Origin of the sequence: Pantoea sp. MQR6 (assembly GCF_022761075.1) — a bacterium.
In the GTDB taxonomy this organism is placed as follows: Bacteria; Pseudomonadota; Gammaproteobacteria; order Enterobacterales; family Enterobacteriaceae; genus Pantoea; species Pantoea phytostimulans.
The window spans coordinates 1,845,539-1,863,282 of record NZ_JAKYXB010000001.1; the positions used below are offsets into that span (position 1 = coordinate 1,845,539).

At 53.2% G+C, this 17,744-nt stretch carries 17 protein-coding genes; 11 read left to right on the plus strand and 6 right to left on the minus strand.

All coding sequences use genetic code 11. The features are described from left to right. The first annotated feature begins 80 nt into the window (after positions 1–80). Entirely contained in the window at positions 81–899 is an 819-nt protein-coding gene (locus MUG06_RS08590; protein WP_243078310.1) for a pyridoxal phosphatase, read from the plus strand. Here MUG06_RS08590 and modC read toward each other — a convergent pair whose 3' ends face one another. The 4 genes from modC to MUG06_RS08610 all read right to left on the minus strand — a co-directional run bounded on the left by modC (position 900) and on the right by MUG06_RS08610 (position 3,715). Beyond that, the gene (modC, locus tag MUG06_RS08595) at positions 900–1,958 is read right to left on the minus strand and encodes a molybdenum ABC transporter ATP-binding protein ModC (protein WP_243078311.1); all 1,059 of its coding nucleotides are present in this window, start codon (positions 1,956–1,958) and stop codon (positions 900–902) included. It abuts the gene before it with no gap. Beyond that, positions 1,958–2,647 (minus strand): molybdate ABC transporter permease subunit, encoded by a 690-nt coding sequence (gene modB / locus MUG06_RS08600; protein WP_215847296.1) that lies wholly within the window; start codon positions 2,645–2,647, stop codon positions 1,958–1,960. The genes modC and modB overlap by 1 nt, the downstream gene beginning before the upstream one ends. Continuing rightward, positions 2,644–3,417: a molybdate ABC transporter substrate-binding protein gene (gene modA / locus MUG06_RS08605; protein ID WP_243078312.1), complete on the minus strand. Its 774-nt coding sequence runs from the start codon at positions 3,415–3,417 to the stop codon at positions 2,644–2,646. The genes modB and modA overlap by 4 nt, the downstream gene beginning before the upstream one ends. A gap of 142 nt (positions 3,418–3,559) precedes the next feature. Continuing rightward, positions 3,560–3,715, minus strand: a complete 156-nt coding sequence (locus MUG06_RS08610) for an AcrZ family multidrug efflux pump-associated protein (RefSeq protein ID WP_215847297.1) — start codon at positions 3,713–3,715, stop codon at positions 3,560–3,562. Positions 3,716–3,855: 140 nt separating this feature from the next. On the opposite strand from MUG06_RS08610, the gene modE reads away from it, so the two are divergent. The 6 genes from modE to gpmA all read left to right on the plus strand — a co-directional run bounded on the left by modE (position 3,856) and on the right by gpmA (position 10,577). Continuing rightward, entirely contained in the window at positions 3,856–4,638 is a 783-nt protein-coding gene (modE, locus tag MUG06_RS08615; protein ID WP_243078313.1) for a molybdenum-dependent transcriptional regulator, read from the plus strand. 91 nt (positions 4,639–4,729) lie between these two features. Next, entirely contained in the window at positions 4,730–6,202 is a 1,473-nt protein-coding gene (gene modF / locus MUG06_RS08620) for a molybdate ABC transporter ATP-binding protein ModF (RefSeq protein WP_243078314.1), read from the plus strand. 249 nt (positions 6,203–6,451) lie between these two features. Continuing rightward, the gene (gene galT, locus MUG06_RS08625; RefSeq protein ID WP_243078315.1) at positions 6,452–7,498 is read left to right on the plus strand and encodes a galactose-1-phosphate uridylyltransferase; all 1,047 of its coding nucleotides are present in this window, start codon (positions 6,452–6,454) and stop codon (positions 7,496–7,498) included. Then, a complete protein-coding gene (galK, locus tag MUG06_RS08630) occupies positions 7,495–8,643 on the plus strand; it encodes a galactokinase (RefSeq protein ID WP_243078316.1) in 1,149 nt (382 codons plus the stop codon). The genes galT and galK overlap by 4 nt, the downstream gene beginning before the upstream one ends. Beyond that, the gene (gene galM / locus MUG06_RS08635) at positions 8,637–9,671 is read left to right on the plus strand and encodes a galactose-1-epimerase (RefSeq protein ID WP_243078317.1); all 1,035 of its coding nucleotides are present in this window, start codon (positions 8,637–8,639) and stop codon (positions 9,669–9,671) included. The genes galK and galM overlap by 7 nt, the downstream gene beginning before the upstream one ends. A 153-nt stretch (positions 9,672–9,824) precedes the next feature. Then, positions 9,825–10,577: a 2,3-diphosphoglycerate-dependent phosphoglycerate mutase gene (gene gpmA / locus MUG06_RS08640; protein ID WP_215847303.1), complete on the plus strand. Its 753-nt coding sequence runs from the start codon at positions 9,825–9,827 to the stop codon at positions 10,575–10,577. A 62-nt stretch (positions 10,578–10,639) separates the two neighbouring features. Here the strand turns inward: gpmA and aroG are convergent, their stop codons facing one another. Further along, positions 10,640–11,692, minus strand: a complete 1,053-nt coding sequence (gene aroG / locus MUG06_RS08645; protein WP_243078318.1) for a 3-deoxy-7-phosphoheptulonate synthase AroG — start codon at positions 11,690–11,692, stop codon at positions 10,640–10,642. A 293-nt stretch (positions 11,693–11,985) separates the two neighbouring features. Between aroG and MUG06_RS08650 the strand changes: the two genes are divergently transcribed. The 4 genes from MUG06_RS08650 to zitB all read left to right on the plus strand — a co-directional run bounded on the left by MUG06_RS08650 (position 11,986) and on the right by zitB (position 17,015). Then, entirely contained in the window at positions 11,986–12,348 is a 363-nt protein-coding gene (locus tag MUG06_RS08650; RefSeq protein WP_215847305.1) for a YbgS-like family protein, read from the plus strand. Positions 12,349–12,440: 92 nt separating this feature from the next. Beyond that, positions 12,441–13,022: a response regulator transcription factor gene (locus MUG06_RS08655; protein WP_215847306.1), complete on the plus strand. Its 582-nt coding sequence runs from the start codon at positions 12,441–12,443 to the stop codon at positions 13,020–13,022. Further along, positions 13,004–16,078 (plus strand): transporter substrate-binding domain-containing protein, encoded by a 3,075-nt coding sequence (locus MUG06_RS08660; RefSeq protein ID WP_243078319.1) that lies wholly within the window; start codon positions 13,004–13,006, stop codon positions 16,076–16,078. Before MUG06_RS08655 ends, MUG06_RS08660 begins: the two co-directional genes overlap by 19 nt. After that, the gene (zitB, locus tag MUG06_RS08665) at positions 16,056–17,015 is read left to right on the plus strand and encodes a CDF family zinc transporter ZitB (protein WP_243078320.1); all 960 of its coding nucleotides are present in this window, start codon (positions 16,056–16,058) and stop codon (positions 17,013–17,015) included. The genes MUG06_RS08660 and zitB overlap by 23 nt, the downstream gene beginning before the upstream one ends. Here the strand turns inward: zitB and pnuC are convergent. Beyond that, positions 17,009–17,731: a nicotinamide riboside transporter PnuC gene (gene pnuC / locus MUG06_RS08670; RefSeq protein WP_243078321.1), complete on the minus strand. Its 723-nt coding sequence runs from the start codon at positions 17,729–17,731 to the stop codon at positions 17,009–17,011. The two genes, zitB and pnuC, sit on opposite strands and share 7 nt — an antisense overlap. Between the last annotated feature and the right edge of the window lie 13 nt (positions 17,732–17,744).

Here is a 17,744-nt window from a genome sequence, read left to right on the forward strand (position 1 = left end):
ATTTGTGCCTTGTTTTTTGTCTCCGGGCCGCCAGCAATGTAGACTTGACGCCTCGCTAATGCATACAGACGGAAGGATTAATGAGCTATCGTGTAATCGCCCTCGACCTCGACGGCACGCTGTTAACGCCAGCAAAAACCATTCTGCCGCAGTCCATCGAAGCGCTAAAACGTGCCCGTGAAGCAGGCGTTAAAGTCGCCATCGTTACGGGTCGTCATCATTGTGCTATTCATCCTTTCTATCAGGCGCTGGAACTGGATACGCCCGCCATCTGCTGTAACGGCACTTACCTTTATGATTATCAGGCGAAAAAAGTGTTAGCCGCCGACCCGCTGGATAAACAGCAGGCGCTGCGTGTTATTGACATGCTAGATGAGCAAAAGATTCACGGTTTGCTGTATGTGGATGATGCGATGTTGTACCAAACGCCCACTGGCCACGTTACTCGCACCCTAAACTGGGCCGAATCGTTGCCGCCGCATCAGCGTCCACTGTTTAAACACGTACCCGATTTGGCACAAGCGGCACGCGAAGCTGAATCAATCTGGAAATTCGCCTTGTCGCACGAAGACACCGTTGCACTGGAACTGTTTGCAGAGAAAGTAGAAGCGGAATTAGGTCTGGCTTGTGAGTGGTCATGGCACGATCAGGTCGATATTGCCCGTGGCGGCAACAGCAAAGGCAAGCGTCTGGCGCAATGGGTTGAGTCGCTGGGTCTGAGCATGAGTGAGGTGATCGCGTTTGGCGATAACTATAACGATCTCAGCATGCTGGAAACGGTTGGCTTGGGCGTAGCGATGGGCAACGCCGATGAAGCAATTAAAATCCGGGCGAAGAAGGTGATCGGCACCAATCTCGAAACGGGCATTGCCGACACCATCTACCAGGAAGTGCTGTAATCAGGGCGTCACTGAGACGCTTTTAATCTGGGCATACAGCCATTGTTCTGGCCGGATGCCCAGCTCATCTCGCGCCCAAGGCGAGATGCGCGCCCACAGTTCGCTGATACCGATGCGCAGCTTCACTTCTATCTGATCGCCAACTTCAATTAACTCCACCACCTGCGCCGGCAATATATTGCGGATGGAGGTGTTGTGCGGCGGTTGCAGCGCCAGTGAAACGTCAGCTGATGCGATACGGATACGCAGCGGCGTTTTTACCGGCTGGTTTACCCGGCTAACCCAGATGTGTTGATCGCCCAATGACAACGCCGTCATGGGGTAATCGGGATGCTGCTCCAGTACCTGTACGCGCAAAACGCTGGTGAGTTCATTCATTGGCAGCCAAGGCCGCATCGCGCTGCTGCTCCAGACGCGCTCTAGCGTGCCAAACGCTTTAACCTTTCCACTGTCCAGCACCAGGACGTTATCGGCTAATTGCAAAATCTCTTCGAGGCTGTGCGACACATACAGCAGCGGGATCTCAACCTGCTTCGCCAGCTTTTGCAAATAAGGCATCAGCTCGCGCTTACGCGGCAGATCCAGCGACGCCAGCGGCTCATCCATCAGCAAAATGTCGGGCGCACTCAGCAACGCTCGGCCAATCGCCACTCGCTGCTTTTCGCCACCAGAAAGCGACAGAGGGAAACGTGTTAACAGCGTTTCCAACCCGAGCAGCGACACCAGCGGGTCAAAATGTGCTTTCATTTTTGATGACATGCCATATTGCAGATTGCCCCGCACCCGGTAATGCGGAAACAGGCGAGCATCCTGAAATACGTAGCCAATGCGGCGTTTTTCAGGCGGCAAAGCGATCTGTTTTTCTGTATCGAACAAGACGCGATTATTGAGGTGAATATAACCGCGCTGTGGCTGGGTTAATCCACCAATGGCGTTGATCAGCGAGGTTTTGCCCGCGCCTGACACACCAAAAATCGCGGTAATACCTTTGGCCGGAATCTGCGCGTTGACCTCAAGCAGATGATCGCCCAGCTGCTGAGAAAAATTAAGTGACAGCATTAAGCCCCCATGCGCTTACGGCCCCAGCGGGCCAGCCATTCCGACATCAACAACGACGCCAGCGCCAAGACAATGGCAATCACGCATAATCGTGCTGCTGCGCCTTCTGCGCCGGGCGTTTCAATCAGGGTATACATCGCCAGCGGAATGGTGCGTGTTTCGCCGGGAATATTTGAAACGAAGGTGATGGTTGCGCCAAATTCGCCGAGCGAACGCGCAAAGGCCAGCACGGTGCCGACAATAATACCGGGCAAGGTCAGCGGTAAGGTGATGGTAAAAAATACCCGCCAGCGCCCGGCGCCCAGCGTGCGTGCTGCTTGCTCCAGTCGGATATCGACCGCTTCCAGCGCCAGACGAATCGCCCGCACCATCAGCGGAAAGGCGATCACAGCGGACGCCAGCGCGGCTCCTCGCCAGCTAAAGGCGAAGCTAAAACCAAACCAGTCATAGAGTTTTTCACCGATAAAACCGCGGCGGCCCAAACCAATCAACAACAGATAACCGACCACAACCGGCGGCAGCACCAGCGGCAGGTGAATCAGACTATCAAGCAGGGTTTTGCCTGGAAACCGGCAACGTACCAGAATCCAGGCCATCAAGATGCCAAATGGCAGGCTGCAGAGCACGGCAATGCCAGAAACTTTTAGGCTGAGCATCACCGCCTGCCATTCGAGATCGCTAAGTATCATGTCTTCGGTGTGAATCCGTAATGTTTAAACACGGTAGCCGCTTCCGGCCCTTTTAAATAATCATAAAAATCATTTACGGCCTTGCCGTCGTGATCCTTAACGATCGCCATTGGATATTCTACTGCTTTATGGCTCGACTCAGGGAAAGTCCCCACGACCTGCACTTTGTTGCTAGCGACAGCGTCGGAACCGTAGACGATGCCGTACGGCGTTTCGTTTCGTTCAACCAGCGCCAGCGCAGCACGCACGTTGTTAGAGCGGGCCAAAACAGGTGACAGCGTTTCCCAGGCACCCAATTTTTGCAGGGCTTCTTTGGCGTAAATACCCGCTGGAACATGATCGGGATCGCCCACCGCTAAACGCTCGCCCTTTAGCAAACTTTTCCAGTCTGTTTGCGCATTGATGGTGACAGCTTTCGCTGAGGCGCTTCGCGGTGCCACCAGCACCAAATCGTTGCCTAACAACGTGAAGCGGGTGGTGTCGATCATGCTTTTTTTCGCGACTGCATCATCCATCCATTGCTGATCGGCGGAGATAAACAGATCGGCGGGTGCGCCCTGCTCAATCTGGCGCGCCAGCGTTGAGGAGGATGCAAAAGATGACACCACTTCAACCCCACTTTTTTTCTGATACTGCGTGGCAATATCTTGCAACGCATTGGTCAGCGAGGCGGCGGCAAACACCGTGATTTTTTCTGCCGCCACGGCCTGTCCAGCAACCGATGCACTTAAAACAGCAGCCATACCCCATTGGGTGAGTGAAACAGACATTTTTATTCTCCAGTGATTCGTTGTATAGGCGATAATACAACGCCAGTTCTCGGAGTGTCATGAAATTATCGGCAGGAAACAGAGAAGGTTGAGGATGAGTAAGAAACAACAACGCCCGCAGCGTTGGCGGGCGTTGTGGGGATTAATTGTGCGAGCGGGATGAAGACTTTTCGCGATGACCAAATTTTGAGATGACGTTAAACACTTCACCCAGGCCATAAATCAGACCCAACATCAAGGCCATCACGATTGGCACCATTATCACCGCCACGGCGAGGCTTTTTAGCAATTCCAACATGGAGAGTCTCACTTTGCGATCAAAAAAGAGATTGTAACGGTTCAGGAAAAGATTGCGCAGCCCTTTTCGTGCTTTTACTTTACGAGCGAAACGCCGCTATCATCGCTGAATTGCTTACGTTATCTTTCCCCGGAGCTGCCATGCAAGCCGAACTTTCCCTTCATATTCGATTACAGCAGAAACTTTTTGCCGATCCGCGTCGCATTGAACTGTTAAAACGGGTTCAGCAAACCGGCTCGATCAGCCAAGGCGCTAAGCTGGCGGGCATCAGCTACAAAAGCGCCTGGGATGCGATCAATGAAATGAATCAGCTGGCGGATGAGACGCTGGTTGAGCGCGCAACGGGCGGTAAAGGCGGCGGTGGCGCCAGCCTGACGCGTTACGGCGAGCGGCTGATCCAGCTGTTTCAGTTAATGGAGCAAATTCAGCAGAAAGCCTTCGACGCGTTGCAGCAAGATTCGCTGCCGCTCGACAGTTTACTGGCGGCAATTGCGCGCTTTTCACTGCAAACCAGCGCGCGTAATCAGCTGTTTGGCAAGGTCATCGCCAACGATGCTCAGCAGGTCGTACAGCATCTGACTGTTTTATTAGCCGATGGCAAAACTCAGCTCAGCGTGGCGTTAACCCAACGCAGCGCACAACGCTTACAGCTTGCAGAAGGCAAAGAGGTTTTATTGCTGATCAAAGCGCCGTGGATTCGGGTTAATCATCAGCCAGGCGAAGAGGATAATCAGCTGGTCGCGCAGATTAGCGCGATCGAACCGGGCGAGCAGGTCAGCGAAATTTTAATGACGTTAGCCAGCGGTGAAACCTTGTGCGCCACCTTACCGAATGCTGAAGTGCAGCAGCAAAACTTCCAACCAGGCGATCCGGTTACCGCCAGTTTCAACGCCGAGCACGCCATCGTGGCGACGTTACTTTAGTTAATTGCTACCGCGTTTTAAGGGCGTGATTTGACTTCATCGCAGCCAGTGGTTACAACTCAGTAACTCGATGCATAAAATGGAACAGATCATGGCTTCATTGCAAATTTCGCAAGGCACGTTTCGTCTTAGCGACACCCGAATTCTGACCCTGAATGATGTGCACCTTCACAGCGGTGAAAGCTGGGCCTTTGTCGGTGCTAACGGCAGCGGCAAGTCATCTCTGGCGCGCGCGCTTTCCGGTGAACTCTCTCCGCTAAAAGGGACGTTCAGCACGACTTATCAACGCCCGACGCGTCTGTCGCTGGAGCAACTTCAGAAGCTGGTTTCTGATGAATGGCTGCGTAATAACACCGATCTGCTCAGCGAAGGTGAAGATGATACCGGCCGCACCGCGGCTGAAATCATTCAGGATGAAGTCAACGATGCCGCGCGTTGTGCGCATCTGGCAGAGCAATTCGGCATTAGTTATCTGCTGTCACGCCGTTTTAAATATCTCTCAACGGGCGAAACGCGAAAAACGTTGCTGTGTCAGGCACTGATGAAGCAGCCTGATCTGTTAATTCTGGACGAACCGTTTGACGGGCTGGATGTGGCGTCTCGCGCCAGCCTGACCAAAACGCTGCAAAGCTTGCAGCAGCCGGGCTTCACGTTGGTGCTGGTGCTTAATCGCTTCGACGATATTCCTGATTATGTCCAGCAGATTGGCGTATTGGCGGAATGCACGCTGACCCATGTGGGCGCGCGTGAAACTATTCTGGCTGAAGCGCTGGTGGCGCAACTGGCACACAGCGAGCAGCTACAAGGCATGGCGCTACCGGAAGCGGACGCGCCCGATCAGCTGCCGCCGCTGGCCGATGATGCGCCGCGAGTAGTTTTGCGTAACGGCGTCGTATCCTATAACGATCAGCCAGTGATTAACGGGTTGAACTGGCAAGTTGAATCAGGCGAACACTGGCAGATTGTGGGGCCAAACGGTGCAGGTAAATCAACGTTACTGAGCCTGGTGACCGGCGATCATCCGCAAGGCTACAGCAATGATTTAACGCTGTTTGGCATGCGTCGCGGCAGCGGAGAAACCATTTGGGATATCAAACAGCACATTGGCTACGTCAGTAGCAGCCTGCACTTGGATTATCGCGTTAGCGTGAACGTGCGAACCGTGATTTTGTCTGGCTTTTTTGATTCGATTGGCTTGTATCAAGCGGTATCGGATCGCCAGATGGCGCTGGCTCGCCAATGGCTGGCGCTGCTGGGCATGGATAATGCCCTTGGCGATGCGCCTTTCCACAGTTTGTCGTGGGGCCAGCAGCGTTTAGTGCTGATTGCACGCGCCTTAGTGAAGCACCCCACGCTGCTGATTCTCGATGAGCCGTTGCAAGGACTGGACCCTATCAATCGTCAGCTGGTACGCCGCTTTGTCGATGTGCTGATTGGCGAGGGACGAACCCAGTTGCTGTTCGTTTCGCATCACGCAGAGGATGCGCCGCACTGCATCACCCACCGCTTAAGCTTTGTGGCTCGTGAAGGCGGCTACGATTATGTGCAGGAAACGCTGCGCTAACTTTGCCTCCATCGCTTGCATCCGTTTCAGTAAACGCCGCATTGTCGGCGTTTTTTTCATCTCATAATGTAACCGCTACCATTTATGTTGCGCTTTTAAGGTGATTAGCTTCGCACAAAGCCACAAAATGAGAATAGTCAGCTTGTGTAAACGATACCATTTATTCAGACTTGATCACGCTTTCGCCCGTGCCAATGTGCTACTTTTTAACGATGCCTTACCGGCTTTTGACGCTTACCAGGATTAAACATGGAAAAATTCAACCCGGTCGATCATCCACATCGCCGTTATAATCCGCTGATTGATCAGTGGATTCTGGTTTCTCCCCATCGTGCTAAACGCCCGTGGCAGGGTGCGCAAGAAACACCTGCTACCAATACTTTACCGGCGCACGATCCCGACTGCTTTCTTTGCGCTGGCAATACGCGCATTACCGGCGATAAGAATCCCGATTACACCGGCACTTACGTCTTCACTAACGATTTTGCTGCATTGATGACTGACACACCGGATGCGCCCGCCAGCGACGATATTCTGATGCGTTGTGAAAGCGCGCGCGGCACCAGCCGGGTGATCTGCTTTTCTCCCGATCACAGCAAAACGCTGCCGGAAATGTCACTCAACGCGCTCGAAATCGTGGTGCGCACCTGGCAAGAACAAACGGCCGATCTCGGACAACATTATCCGTGGGTGCAGGTGTTCGAAAATAAAGGCGCGGCAATGGGCTGCTCTAATCCTCATCCGCATGGTCAGGTTTGGGCCAACAGCTTTCTGCCTAATGAAGCGCAGCGTGAAGATGATAATCAACGCGACTATTTCGCTAAAAACGGCTCGCCAATGCTGGTTGATTACACCGCCCGTGAACGGAAAGATGGCAGCCGCACTGTGGTAGAAACCGAGCACTGGCTGGCCGTTGTTCCCTGGTGGGCGGCATGGCCTTTCGAAACGCTGCTGTTGCCTAAAGCACACATCAAGCGTTTGACCGATTTGACGGATGCCCAGCGCAAAGATTTGGCATTAGCGATAAAGCAGCTAACCAGCCGCTACGACAACCTGTTCCAGTGCTCTTTCCCCTATTCCATGGGCTGGCACGGCGCGCCATTCAACGGCGAAGCCAACGATCACTGGCAGCTGCACGCACACTTCTATCCACCGCTGCTGCGTTCAGCAACGGTACGTAAATTCATGGTCGGATATGAAATGCTGGCCGAGACCCAACGTGATCTAACCGCAGAACAGGCGGCTGAACGGCTGCGTTCTGTTAGCGATGTACACTTCCGCGAGGCACAACAATGAGTTTAAAAAACACCACGCATCAGGTTTTCTCTGACAGTTTCGGCTATGAGCCAACGCACACCATTCAAGCGCCAGGCCGCGTAAACTTGATCGGCGAGCATACCGATTACAATGACGGTTTTGTGCTGCCCTGCGCCATCGATTATCAAACAGTTATTGCCTGCGCCAAGCGTGACGATCGCCAGGTACGCGTCATTGCCGTGGATTACGACAATGCGCAAGACACCTTCTCACTGGATGAGCCGATTGTTAGCGTGCAAGAACCGATGTGGGCCAACTACGTGCGCGGCGTGATAAAGCATCTGCAAAAACGTCACGCGGATTTTGGCGGCGTGGATATGGTGATCAGCGGCAATGTGCCGCAGGGTGCAGGCCTCAGCTCCTCCGCATCACTGGAAGTGGCGGTGGGCACCGTGCTGCAACAACTTTATGCGCTGCCGCTGGATGGTGCTGCTATTGCAGTGAATGGCCAGGAAGCGGAAAACCAGTTCGTAGGCTGCAACTGCGGCATTATGGATCAGCTGATTTCCGCGCTAGGCCAGAAAGATCACGCCATGTTGCTGGATTGCCGCACGCTCGGCACGCGCCCGGTTTCGATGCCGGAAGATATCGCCGTGGTGATCATCAACTCCAACTTCCGCCGCAGCCTGGTGGGAAGCGAATACAACACGCGTCGTGAACAGTGTGAAACCGGCGCGCGCTTCTTTGAGAAGCAGGCGCTGCGTGATGTTGAGTTAGCGCAATTCGACGCGGCCGAATCAAAACTGGATCCGCAAGTGGCCAAACGCGTGCGCCACGTGCTGACGGAAAATGCCCGTACGCTGGAAGCCGCCGATGCATTGACGCAGGGCGACCTGAAACGCATGGGTGAGCTGATGGCTGAATCACATGCTTCGATGCGTGACGATTTTGAAATCACCGTGCCGCCTATCGATGCGCTGGTTGAGATCGTAAAAGCAGAAATCGGCGAACGTGGCGGCGTACGTATGACCGGCGGCGGCTTTGGTGGCTGCATCGTGGCGTTGATGCCATTGGATTTAGTCGATCAAGTCAAAGCCGCAGTAGCGGAGCAGTACGAAGCAAAAACCGGTATCAAAGAGACGTTCTACGTCTGTAAAGCGTCTGAAGGAGCGGGCCAATGCTAAGTGATGTGCAATCTCACGCACCTGATGGTCAGCCATGGCGTATTACCGTGCTGCGTAATGCCAACGGCATGATCGCAACTTTTATGGATTGGGGCGCAACCTGGCTTTCCGCACGTGTGCCAATGCAGGATGGCTGCGTGCGTGAAACGCTGCTCGGCTGCGCTACGCCGTCCGACTATTTGCATCAGGATGCTTATCTGGGTGCCACGGTTGGCCGTTATGCTAACCGCATCGCCCACGCCAAACTGACAACGCTTGATCGCCAACTGCAGGCAAATCAAGGTGAACACCAGTTGCATGGCGGCCCGGAAGGGTTTGATAAACGCCGCTGGCAGATTGTCAGTCAATCCGACAGCGAAGTGCACTATCGTATCGATTCACCTGATGGCGATCAGGGCTATCCGGGCAATTTGATTGCCGATGTACGTTTTCAGCTCGACGACGATAACTGTGTGTCGATCCGCTATGAAGCCCGTTGCGATCAGGCTTGTCCGGTTAACCTGACCAACCACGCTTACTTTAATCTTGACGCGCATCATGGCGATGCGCGTCAACATCGCTTACAACTGCACGCCGACCGTTACTTGCCGGTCGACAGCGCGGGTATTCCCAATGCGCCGCTGAAAGCGGTAGCAGGCACCAGCTTCGATTTTAATCAGGCTAAAACCGTGTCGCAGGACTTCCTCGCCGACGACGATCAAAAGGCGGTGAAAGGGTATGACCATGCGTTTCTGCTCAACAGCGCTGGCGACGCCAATCAGCCCGCCGCAACGTTGTGGTCGGCAGATGGCAAGCTGGAGCTTAGCGTGACGACGTCCGCGCCGGCACTGCAGCTGTACTCCGGCAACTATCTTGAGGGTACGCGCGCGCGCGAACAAGAAAGCTATACTGCTTTCCAGGGTATTGCGCTGGAGAGTGAATTTTTGCCTGACTCGCCCAATCATCCTGAATGGCCGCAAGCCGATTGCTGGCTGCAACCGGGCGATCGCTGGGAATCGATAACGCGTTATCGCTTCACGCCGCGCTGAGTTGCCGGATGAAAAACGCGCAACGCGTAATGCTCGGGCTTACGCGTTGCGCTGTTTTCCGTTATGGTATGGCGCTATCAATGCGCCGCTCGTCGGGCTGGCAGCAGCAGGTTTCCATTATCATAGAAACATTAAGTATTAAGGAGTTAAGCTATGGCCGTAACTAAGCTGGTTCTGGTGCGACACGGCGAAAGCCAGTGGAACAACGAAAACCGCTTTACCGGATGGTACGACGTGGATCTTTCTGACAAAGGTCGCACTGAAGCCAAAGCAGCCGGTCAGCTGCTGAAGAAAGAAGGTTTCGTCTTTGATTTTGCTTATACCTCTGTGCTGAAACGCGCTATCCACACGCTGTGGAATGTTCTTGATGAACTGGATCAAGCCTGGCTGCCTGTTGAAAAATCCTGGCGCCTGAACGAGCGTCACTACGGTGCACTGCAAGGTCTGGATAAAGCGGAAACCGCCGCTAAATATGGCGACGAGCAAGTTAAACAGTGGCGTCGTGGCTTCGCGGTAACCCCGCCAGAGCTGGATCGCAGCGATGAGCGTTTCCCAGGGCACGATCCACGTTACGCATCATTGACTGCTGAGCAGCTGCCAACCACCGAAAGCCTGGCGCTGACCATTGATCGTGTGATCCCTTATTGGAATGAAAGCATTCTGCCGCGCATCAAAAGCGGTGAGAAAGTGATCGTTGCTGCACACGGTAACTCACTGCGTGCACTGGTGAAGTATCTCGACAATCTGAGTGAAGACGAGATTCTGGAACTGAACATCCCAACTGGCGTGCCGTTGGTGTATGAGTTCGATGAAAACTTCAAACCACTGAAACGTTACTATCTGGGCGATGCCGACGAAATCGCTGCGAAAGCAGCCGCCGTGGCAAACCAAGGTAAAGCGAAGTAAGCTGAGGCTGAAACGCAAAAAGGCCAGACGCGAGTCTGGCCTTTTTTATTGCCTGCGGAAAATTAACCGCGACGCTGTTTTACCGCCGCCGCTAACTGGCGCAACACTTTATCGGTGTCGTCCCAACCAATGCAGGCATCCGTCACGCTTTTGCCGTACACCAGCGGCTCACCGCTTTCCAGATTTTGATTCCCTTCCACCAGATGACTTTCAATCATTACGCCAACAATACCCTGCTCGCCCGCGATAATTTGCTGTGATACATCATCCGCCACCAGCATCTGCTTTTGATACTGCTTGCTGCTGTTAGCATGGCTGAAATCGATCATCACCTGTTGAGGCAAACCGGCTTTTTCCAGGCCTGACTTAACTGCGCTAACGTGATGTGCGCTGTAGTTAGGCTCTTTGCCGCCACGCAGAATGATGTGGCAGTCAGCGTTGCCGCTGGTTTCCACAATCGCAGAATGACCATATTTGGTCACCGACAGGAAACAGTGCGGCGAACCGGCGGCGTTAATGGCATCAATCGCCACTTTGATGGTGCCATCGGTGCCGTTTTTGAAACCAACCGGGCAAGATAATCCCGACGCCAGTTCACGGTGAACCTGAGATTCGGTAGTGCGCGCGCCAATTGCGCCCCAGCTCATCAGGTCAGCAACGTATTGCGGAGTGATCATATCTAAAAATTCACCCGCTGCTGGTAAACCGCTGTCGTTAATATCCAGCAGCAGCTTACGCGCCATGCGTAATCCATCATTTAACTGGAAGCTGCCGTCCATATAGGGATCGTTAATCAATCCCTTCCAGCCCACCGTCGTGCGCGGCTTTTCAAAATAGACGCGCATCACAATTTCCAGCTCGCCTTTCAGCTCTTCACGCAGGGTCAACAAGCGTGACGCATACTCTTTGGCCGCTTCGGTATCATGAATAGAGCAAGGGCCAATCACCACCAGCAGGCGATCATCCTGACTTTGCAGGATCTGATGAATCGCCTGACGCGCCTGCGAAACGGTTCTCGCCGCGTTATCTGTGGCCGGGAATTTTTCAAGCAGCGCAACAGGGGGTAACAGCTCTTTAATCTCTTTGATGCGTAAATCATCGTTCTGGTAATTCATACATATTCCATATTATTTCAGGCCCAGCGCGCGCCGGGCACAACCCGAACAATGTAGCCCGTTGTGCTGGGGCTGTAAATTACCGTTCAGGTTAAAATGTGCGCGTGAAATTTGCATTTATCAGGTCATCAACTAAGCTTTTTACTTGTAAGCACTGAGGAACTGGCTGCTTACAAAATTAATATTTGCTAATAAGCCAAACGGTGAAACTTTATTTCGCCCGAGAGACTTTTACTCCAAATCTGCAGCAGAAGATTTGAGACAAGCAACTGTCATTAATTAACAGGAGCATAATGATGAATAAGTTTGCAATTATCTTTTTGACGGCAGCAATGACACTGGGCAGCGGCGCGGCAATGGCGGCGAGCAGCAATAACGGTACAGCGAACCAGGCCGCTGATGCAGGCGCAGCAGCAGGTGGCGCAAATGAAAATCTGCCACCTAACAAAGTTGATAACAGCAAAATCAACAACTCTGGCGTCAATACCAATTCTGCCGCTTCTGGCAGCAGCACCAGCAGCAGCGGTATGTCTGCTAATGATATTGACCAGAACAGCCAGTGCAAAGATGGCAAATGCCCGAACATCAATAAAAAAGTCCAGACTAAAGAAGGTGGTGGTGACGTAAACACCAAAACCGACGGGACTTCGCAGTAATTCATTGTTAAAGGAGAGCATTCGCTCTCCTTTATATTATCCCTTCTGTTCTTCCGCTATGCTGAGCCTGTGAAATTAACAGGGACATTTTCATGGCTTCTTTGCTACTCATTGACGATCATCCATTAGTTGAAGTGGCGTTGGAAGCTGCGCTAACCAAAGCCCCTTTTCCCATTCGCTTGTTTTCAGCCAGCAGCGAGAAAAATGCGCGTCCTTTTTTACAGCAACCGCTCGATATTATCGTCTTGGATATCGGTTTACCCGATGACGATGGGCTGGAAATACTACGTCGCTTGAAAGTACATCTGCCGAATTGTCCGGTATTGATCTATTCCGGCCAGCAAACCAGCCATTATGTGCGCCGTGCTCAAGCACTGGGTGCCGCAGGCTATGTTGTGAAGAGTCAGCGCATGGAGCAGTTGCTTAGCGCCATTCTGGCGATATTGGGCGGACAGTCGGCTTTTCCTGCTACCTGTGATGCGCCAGAGTTGCCGCTTACTACCAAAGAACGTCAGGTTCTCGCCTTGCTTGCCAGCGGCCTCTCTAATTTGCAAATCGCCGAACAACTCCATATCAGCAACAAAACCGTAAGTACCCATAAAAAGAATATCCTTGAAAAAACCGGCACGCGTTCAGTGGTCGAATTGGCTGATTTATGGAAGGCGCAGCAGTGAAATACTGGCTGTTCACTCTCCTGCTGATTACGACGTTCACGCAGGCCAATTTACGTCCGGTGAGCAGCGTCAATTTGCCGATGATGATGCCGGTTAAAGCCGCTGAAACCATGCAGGGCAAGATGCTTCGTGTAGGGATTCTTGAGGATAACAATGCACCCTGGACGATGCGGGTGGGCAACGATCTTTACGGCATTGATGCCGATTACCTTGCTGCGCTGCGTCAGCTTACCGGTGCGCAATTCACCCTGACTCAGTTCGCAACGCAGGCCGCCTTGTTACAGGCGCTACAACAGGAAAAAATCGATTTCGCGCTGGGCATGTTAATGCCGCCGCTGCCCTCTGGCACCTTAAGCAGTGATAACTGGTTCAGCAGTCCGCTGCGTATTTATCGCAATCAGCAGAATCAGCGCGCCGTGATGTTCAACAGTCAAAACGCCCAGTTAGCCATCAGCGAATCAACGCTGGCGCAGTTACCTGAAACATTGGCTGCACGTCACCAATGGCGAACCTACAGCAGCGATCTGCAGGCGCTGTATACGTTATTCAATCAGCAAAATGATTATGTGGTAGCAGATGAAACCAGCGCTGGTTTTCTGCTGAGTCAGCTACAGCAAGGGCAGATTTATCAAATCGCCTCAGGCATCGAAGCCGGTCAGCTCAACCTTCGCGCCTTTGCTCGCGATCCGGCGATGGTGAATTGGCTCAACCAAAGTTTGCGTCAGCTACCGGCTGAATTAATGAGTTCATTGCAAAATCGCTGGAGCACGCCGCTGCCACGTTATCAGGATACGCAAACGCTGATGCTTAGCGCGGCGGAGCGCAGTTGGATACACGCACATCCGGTCATTTATTATGCTGCCGAACGGGATAACTATCCGTGGAGCTACCGCGACAGCAACGGCACCGCGCGGGGTTACGGTATCGATCTGTTAAAAGCGGTGGCGCAAAGTACGGGTCTGCGCTTTGAACCGCGCTGGGTTACTAATCCGCAGCAGGCTGCCGCTTTGATGACTCAGCAGCAGGCGATGCTGCAATTGATGCAGCCGTTAAACGGTGAAGCGATGCAAAGCGCCAGCCTGCCGGTTTGGCGCGCGTTATGGGGAATTTATACCCTCCGCGATGCTGCCCCAGCCCACTGGAGCGATCTGCGTGGTAAGCGAATAGGGATTTTACAAGACGATTTAGCGTCTCAACTGCTCCCTGCTGACATGCAGGCGCAGACGTTTGCCGATCGCGCCAGTTTGTATGATGCGCTCTCTGCCGGGCAGACAGATGCCATTGTTGATAATGTGCTGTCGGCACGCTGGCGTATTGCCAGTCGCGATGACAGCAAGATTCACCTTGCCTTTGCCGCCAGCGACATCGCCTGGCCGATTGCGTTAGGTGTTACGCCGAATCAGGGAGTTTTGCGCGCCCTGCTTGATCGCGCGTTGCAGCAAATTCCCGCCGATACGCAAAGCCAGATGCGTGACAGATGGTCAACACCACCACAGCCGGGTAGTGTCATGGCGATGCGTTCCTTGCCGCTGATGGTACTCGTCGGCGCGGGTGTGGCGATTATCGTTTTACTGCTGTTGCTGGTGCGCCGTTACTGGCAACAGCGCCGCGATCGTCAGCAGCGTGAGCAGGCTGAGCACGCCAATGCCATGAAGAGCCAGTTCCTGGCGACCGTTAGCCATGAATTACGCACGCCGATGCAGGCGATTCTTGGTTTGCTAGAACTAGAAAAGCAGCAGCATCCTAATCCTAATCTCCGGTTACTGCATAGCAGTGCCCAATCGCTAATGACCCTGCTAAATGATTTGCAAGATCACGCGCGCATTGAAAGCAACAGCTTTAGCCTTGCTCCGCGTCCGCTGGTGTTGGCGCAATGGCTAACGCAGCAGCAGCACTATTATCATCCACTGATGCACCGGGATGGCCCGACCTTAACGTTTAACGCGCTCACCCCTTTGCCGCCGGCTGTATTGATCGATGCCGATCGTTTGCAGCAGGTGGTGAATAACCTGATGACCAATGCGCTGAAATTCACCCGCCACGGCGAAATTTGCCTGACGCTGGCCGCCAACGATGCGCTTATTTTCACCGTCAGCGATAGCGGCAGCGGCATTCCACTGCAAGAGCAGCAAAAGTTATTTGATCCTTGGTATCAGGCGCCGTCCGGCAAATCAGTATCGGTTCAGGGCAGCGGCTTAGGGTTATTTATCTGCCGTGAAATCGTGCTGCGCATGGGCGGTGAGATCAGCGTTAATTCAGAACCTGGCGTGGGAACCCAGGTCATTGTCACGCTGCCTTTGATCCTGTGTGATGCTCCTGAAATCAGTGATGAAGATGCGTTGCCGCTTTATCCTCATTTGCGCGTCGCTATCGTGGACGATCATCCTGCCAACCTGATGGTTATGCAGCAGCAGCTGGCCCGCTTTGCTATCCAGGCGGACTGCTTTGAGCAAGGCCGCGCCTTGCTGTTAGCTGATGCCCAGCAGCCTTATGATTTACTGTTTATTGACCAAATGATGCCGCGTCCAAATGGCATGCAGTTGCTTCGCCTGCTACGCCGACGTGACCGCCAGCGCAAACGTCAGCCGTTGCGTGTCCTTTGTTCAGCTGATGCACAAATGCTGAATGTCATGCTACAGGATAATGAAAGGGTGCTGATCAAACCGGTTCAACTGCAAGATATCGCCGCACTCCTTCAAACCTTGCAAAACGATCCGCTCACGGCTGTAGATGAAAACTTGTGGCAGTTGGCGCAACAGAATGAGAAATTTCTGACGCGCTTAAGTCACACATTACGTGACACGTTGACCACGGATCTGACGCAGTTAATAGCCGCACGGGAAGCCACTAATTGGTCGCTGTTGGCAGAAACCGCACATCGGATGAAAGGAAGCTGGCTGTTAATGGGTTTAAGCGAAGGCGCAGCGCTGAGCCAGCAGTTGGCCGAAAAAGCAAAACAGCACCAGGACGTGTCTGAGGAGTGGGATTTGCTGATATCATTAACCAACAGGTTACTGAAAAAACTGGATTCTTATGGCTCACACGCACTCACATAGCGGGCAAGACAGCAATCGCAAACGCCTCGCTGCGGCCTTTGCTGTTACAACCGTCTTCATGTTCGCCGAGGTGATTGGCGGATGGATGTCTGGCTCGCTGGCGCTGCTGGCGGATGCCGGCCACATGTTAACCGATGCCGCCGCACTGTTGATGGCACTGCTGGCAGTTCAGTTCGCTCGACGCAAACCCAACGCGCGCCACACGTTTGGCTTGCTACGACTTACAACGTTGGCAGCTTTCGTCAATGCTATTGCGCTGCTGGTGATCACGGCATTAATTGTTTGGGAAGCGATACGCCGCTTTTATCAACCGCAGCCAGTAACCGGCGGCCTGATGCTGGGGATTGCTATTGCTGGGCTCTTCGCCAACCTGCTGTCGTTTTGGTTGCTGCATCATGGTAGTGAAGAGAAAAATTTAAATGTGCGAGCGGCAGCGCTGCACGTGATGGGTGATTTGCTGGGTTCGGTAGGCGCAATTGTCGCGGCAGTCATTATTATGCTGACCGGCTGGATGCCCATCGACCCGATATTATCCCTGCTGGTGTCACTGCTGGTATTGCGCAGCGCATGGGCGTTGCTGCGGGAAAGTTTGCATGAACTGTTAGAAGGTGCGCCGAGTTCAGTAGACACCAACAAGCTTGCGCGCGACCTGACGTTGAACATTGCCGAAGTACGCAATGTTCATCACGTTCATTTGTGGCAGGTTGGCGAAAAACCGGTATTAACGCTGCACGTGCAGGTGATTCCACCTTACGATCATGATGCGCTGCTGCAACGTATTCATCACTATTTGCACCAGCACTACCAGATTGCCCACGCGACGGTACAAATGGAATATCAGCCGTGCGCCGGTCATGATTGTGACCTCGGGCTTAGCAGCCCTTCAGCTGCCGAGCATCACCATCATCATCATGGTGAACACGCCCACCCTCACTGATTGGACAACGCGCGTGAGCCCTGTTCACGCGCGCTTTTGATCCACATCCGCGAACCGTTCAAAGCAATCAGCGTCAAAATCATATACTCCAGCGACATGGCGTAGACGCCCTGACGAGCGAAAATCATTACGCTAATAACGTTGATGATGACCCACAACAGCCAGTTTTCAACGTATTTACGCGTCATTAAAATCATCGCCACGATCGACAGTACCATCATGCAGGAATCCCAAAACGGGAAAGCATCCGGCTGCAATTCAGGCATGACCACCGCCACGCCTAACCCATTCATCAAGCTCACCGCTGCATGCGTCAACACGGCGAATACCGGATTGATATACAGCGTCATCAAGCCAATGGCGATAACGCAGACCGCTCCCCAAAGCAGCGCTTTGTTCAACGACAGCCAGCGAATTTTAAGCGCGGCCTGATTATCCGACGTTTGTCGGCTCCAGGCATACCAGCCGTAAACGTTAGCAACGAAGAAAAACAGCTGCAACAGCAGGCTCGCATAAAGTTGGATTTGAAAAAAGATCACCGCAAACAGCGTGACGTTGATCAGTCCAAAAGGATAATTGATGATTTTTTCCAGGCTGGCGAACCAAATACACAGCAAGCCCGCCAGCGTGCCGATAGCTTCGATCCATGAAAGATCGTAGCCACCTGCGCCCAAAGGAATATGAACCAGAATATTTTGTGTGCTTAAGAAATCCATAGCGGGCACCTGT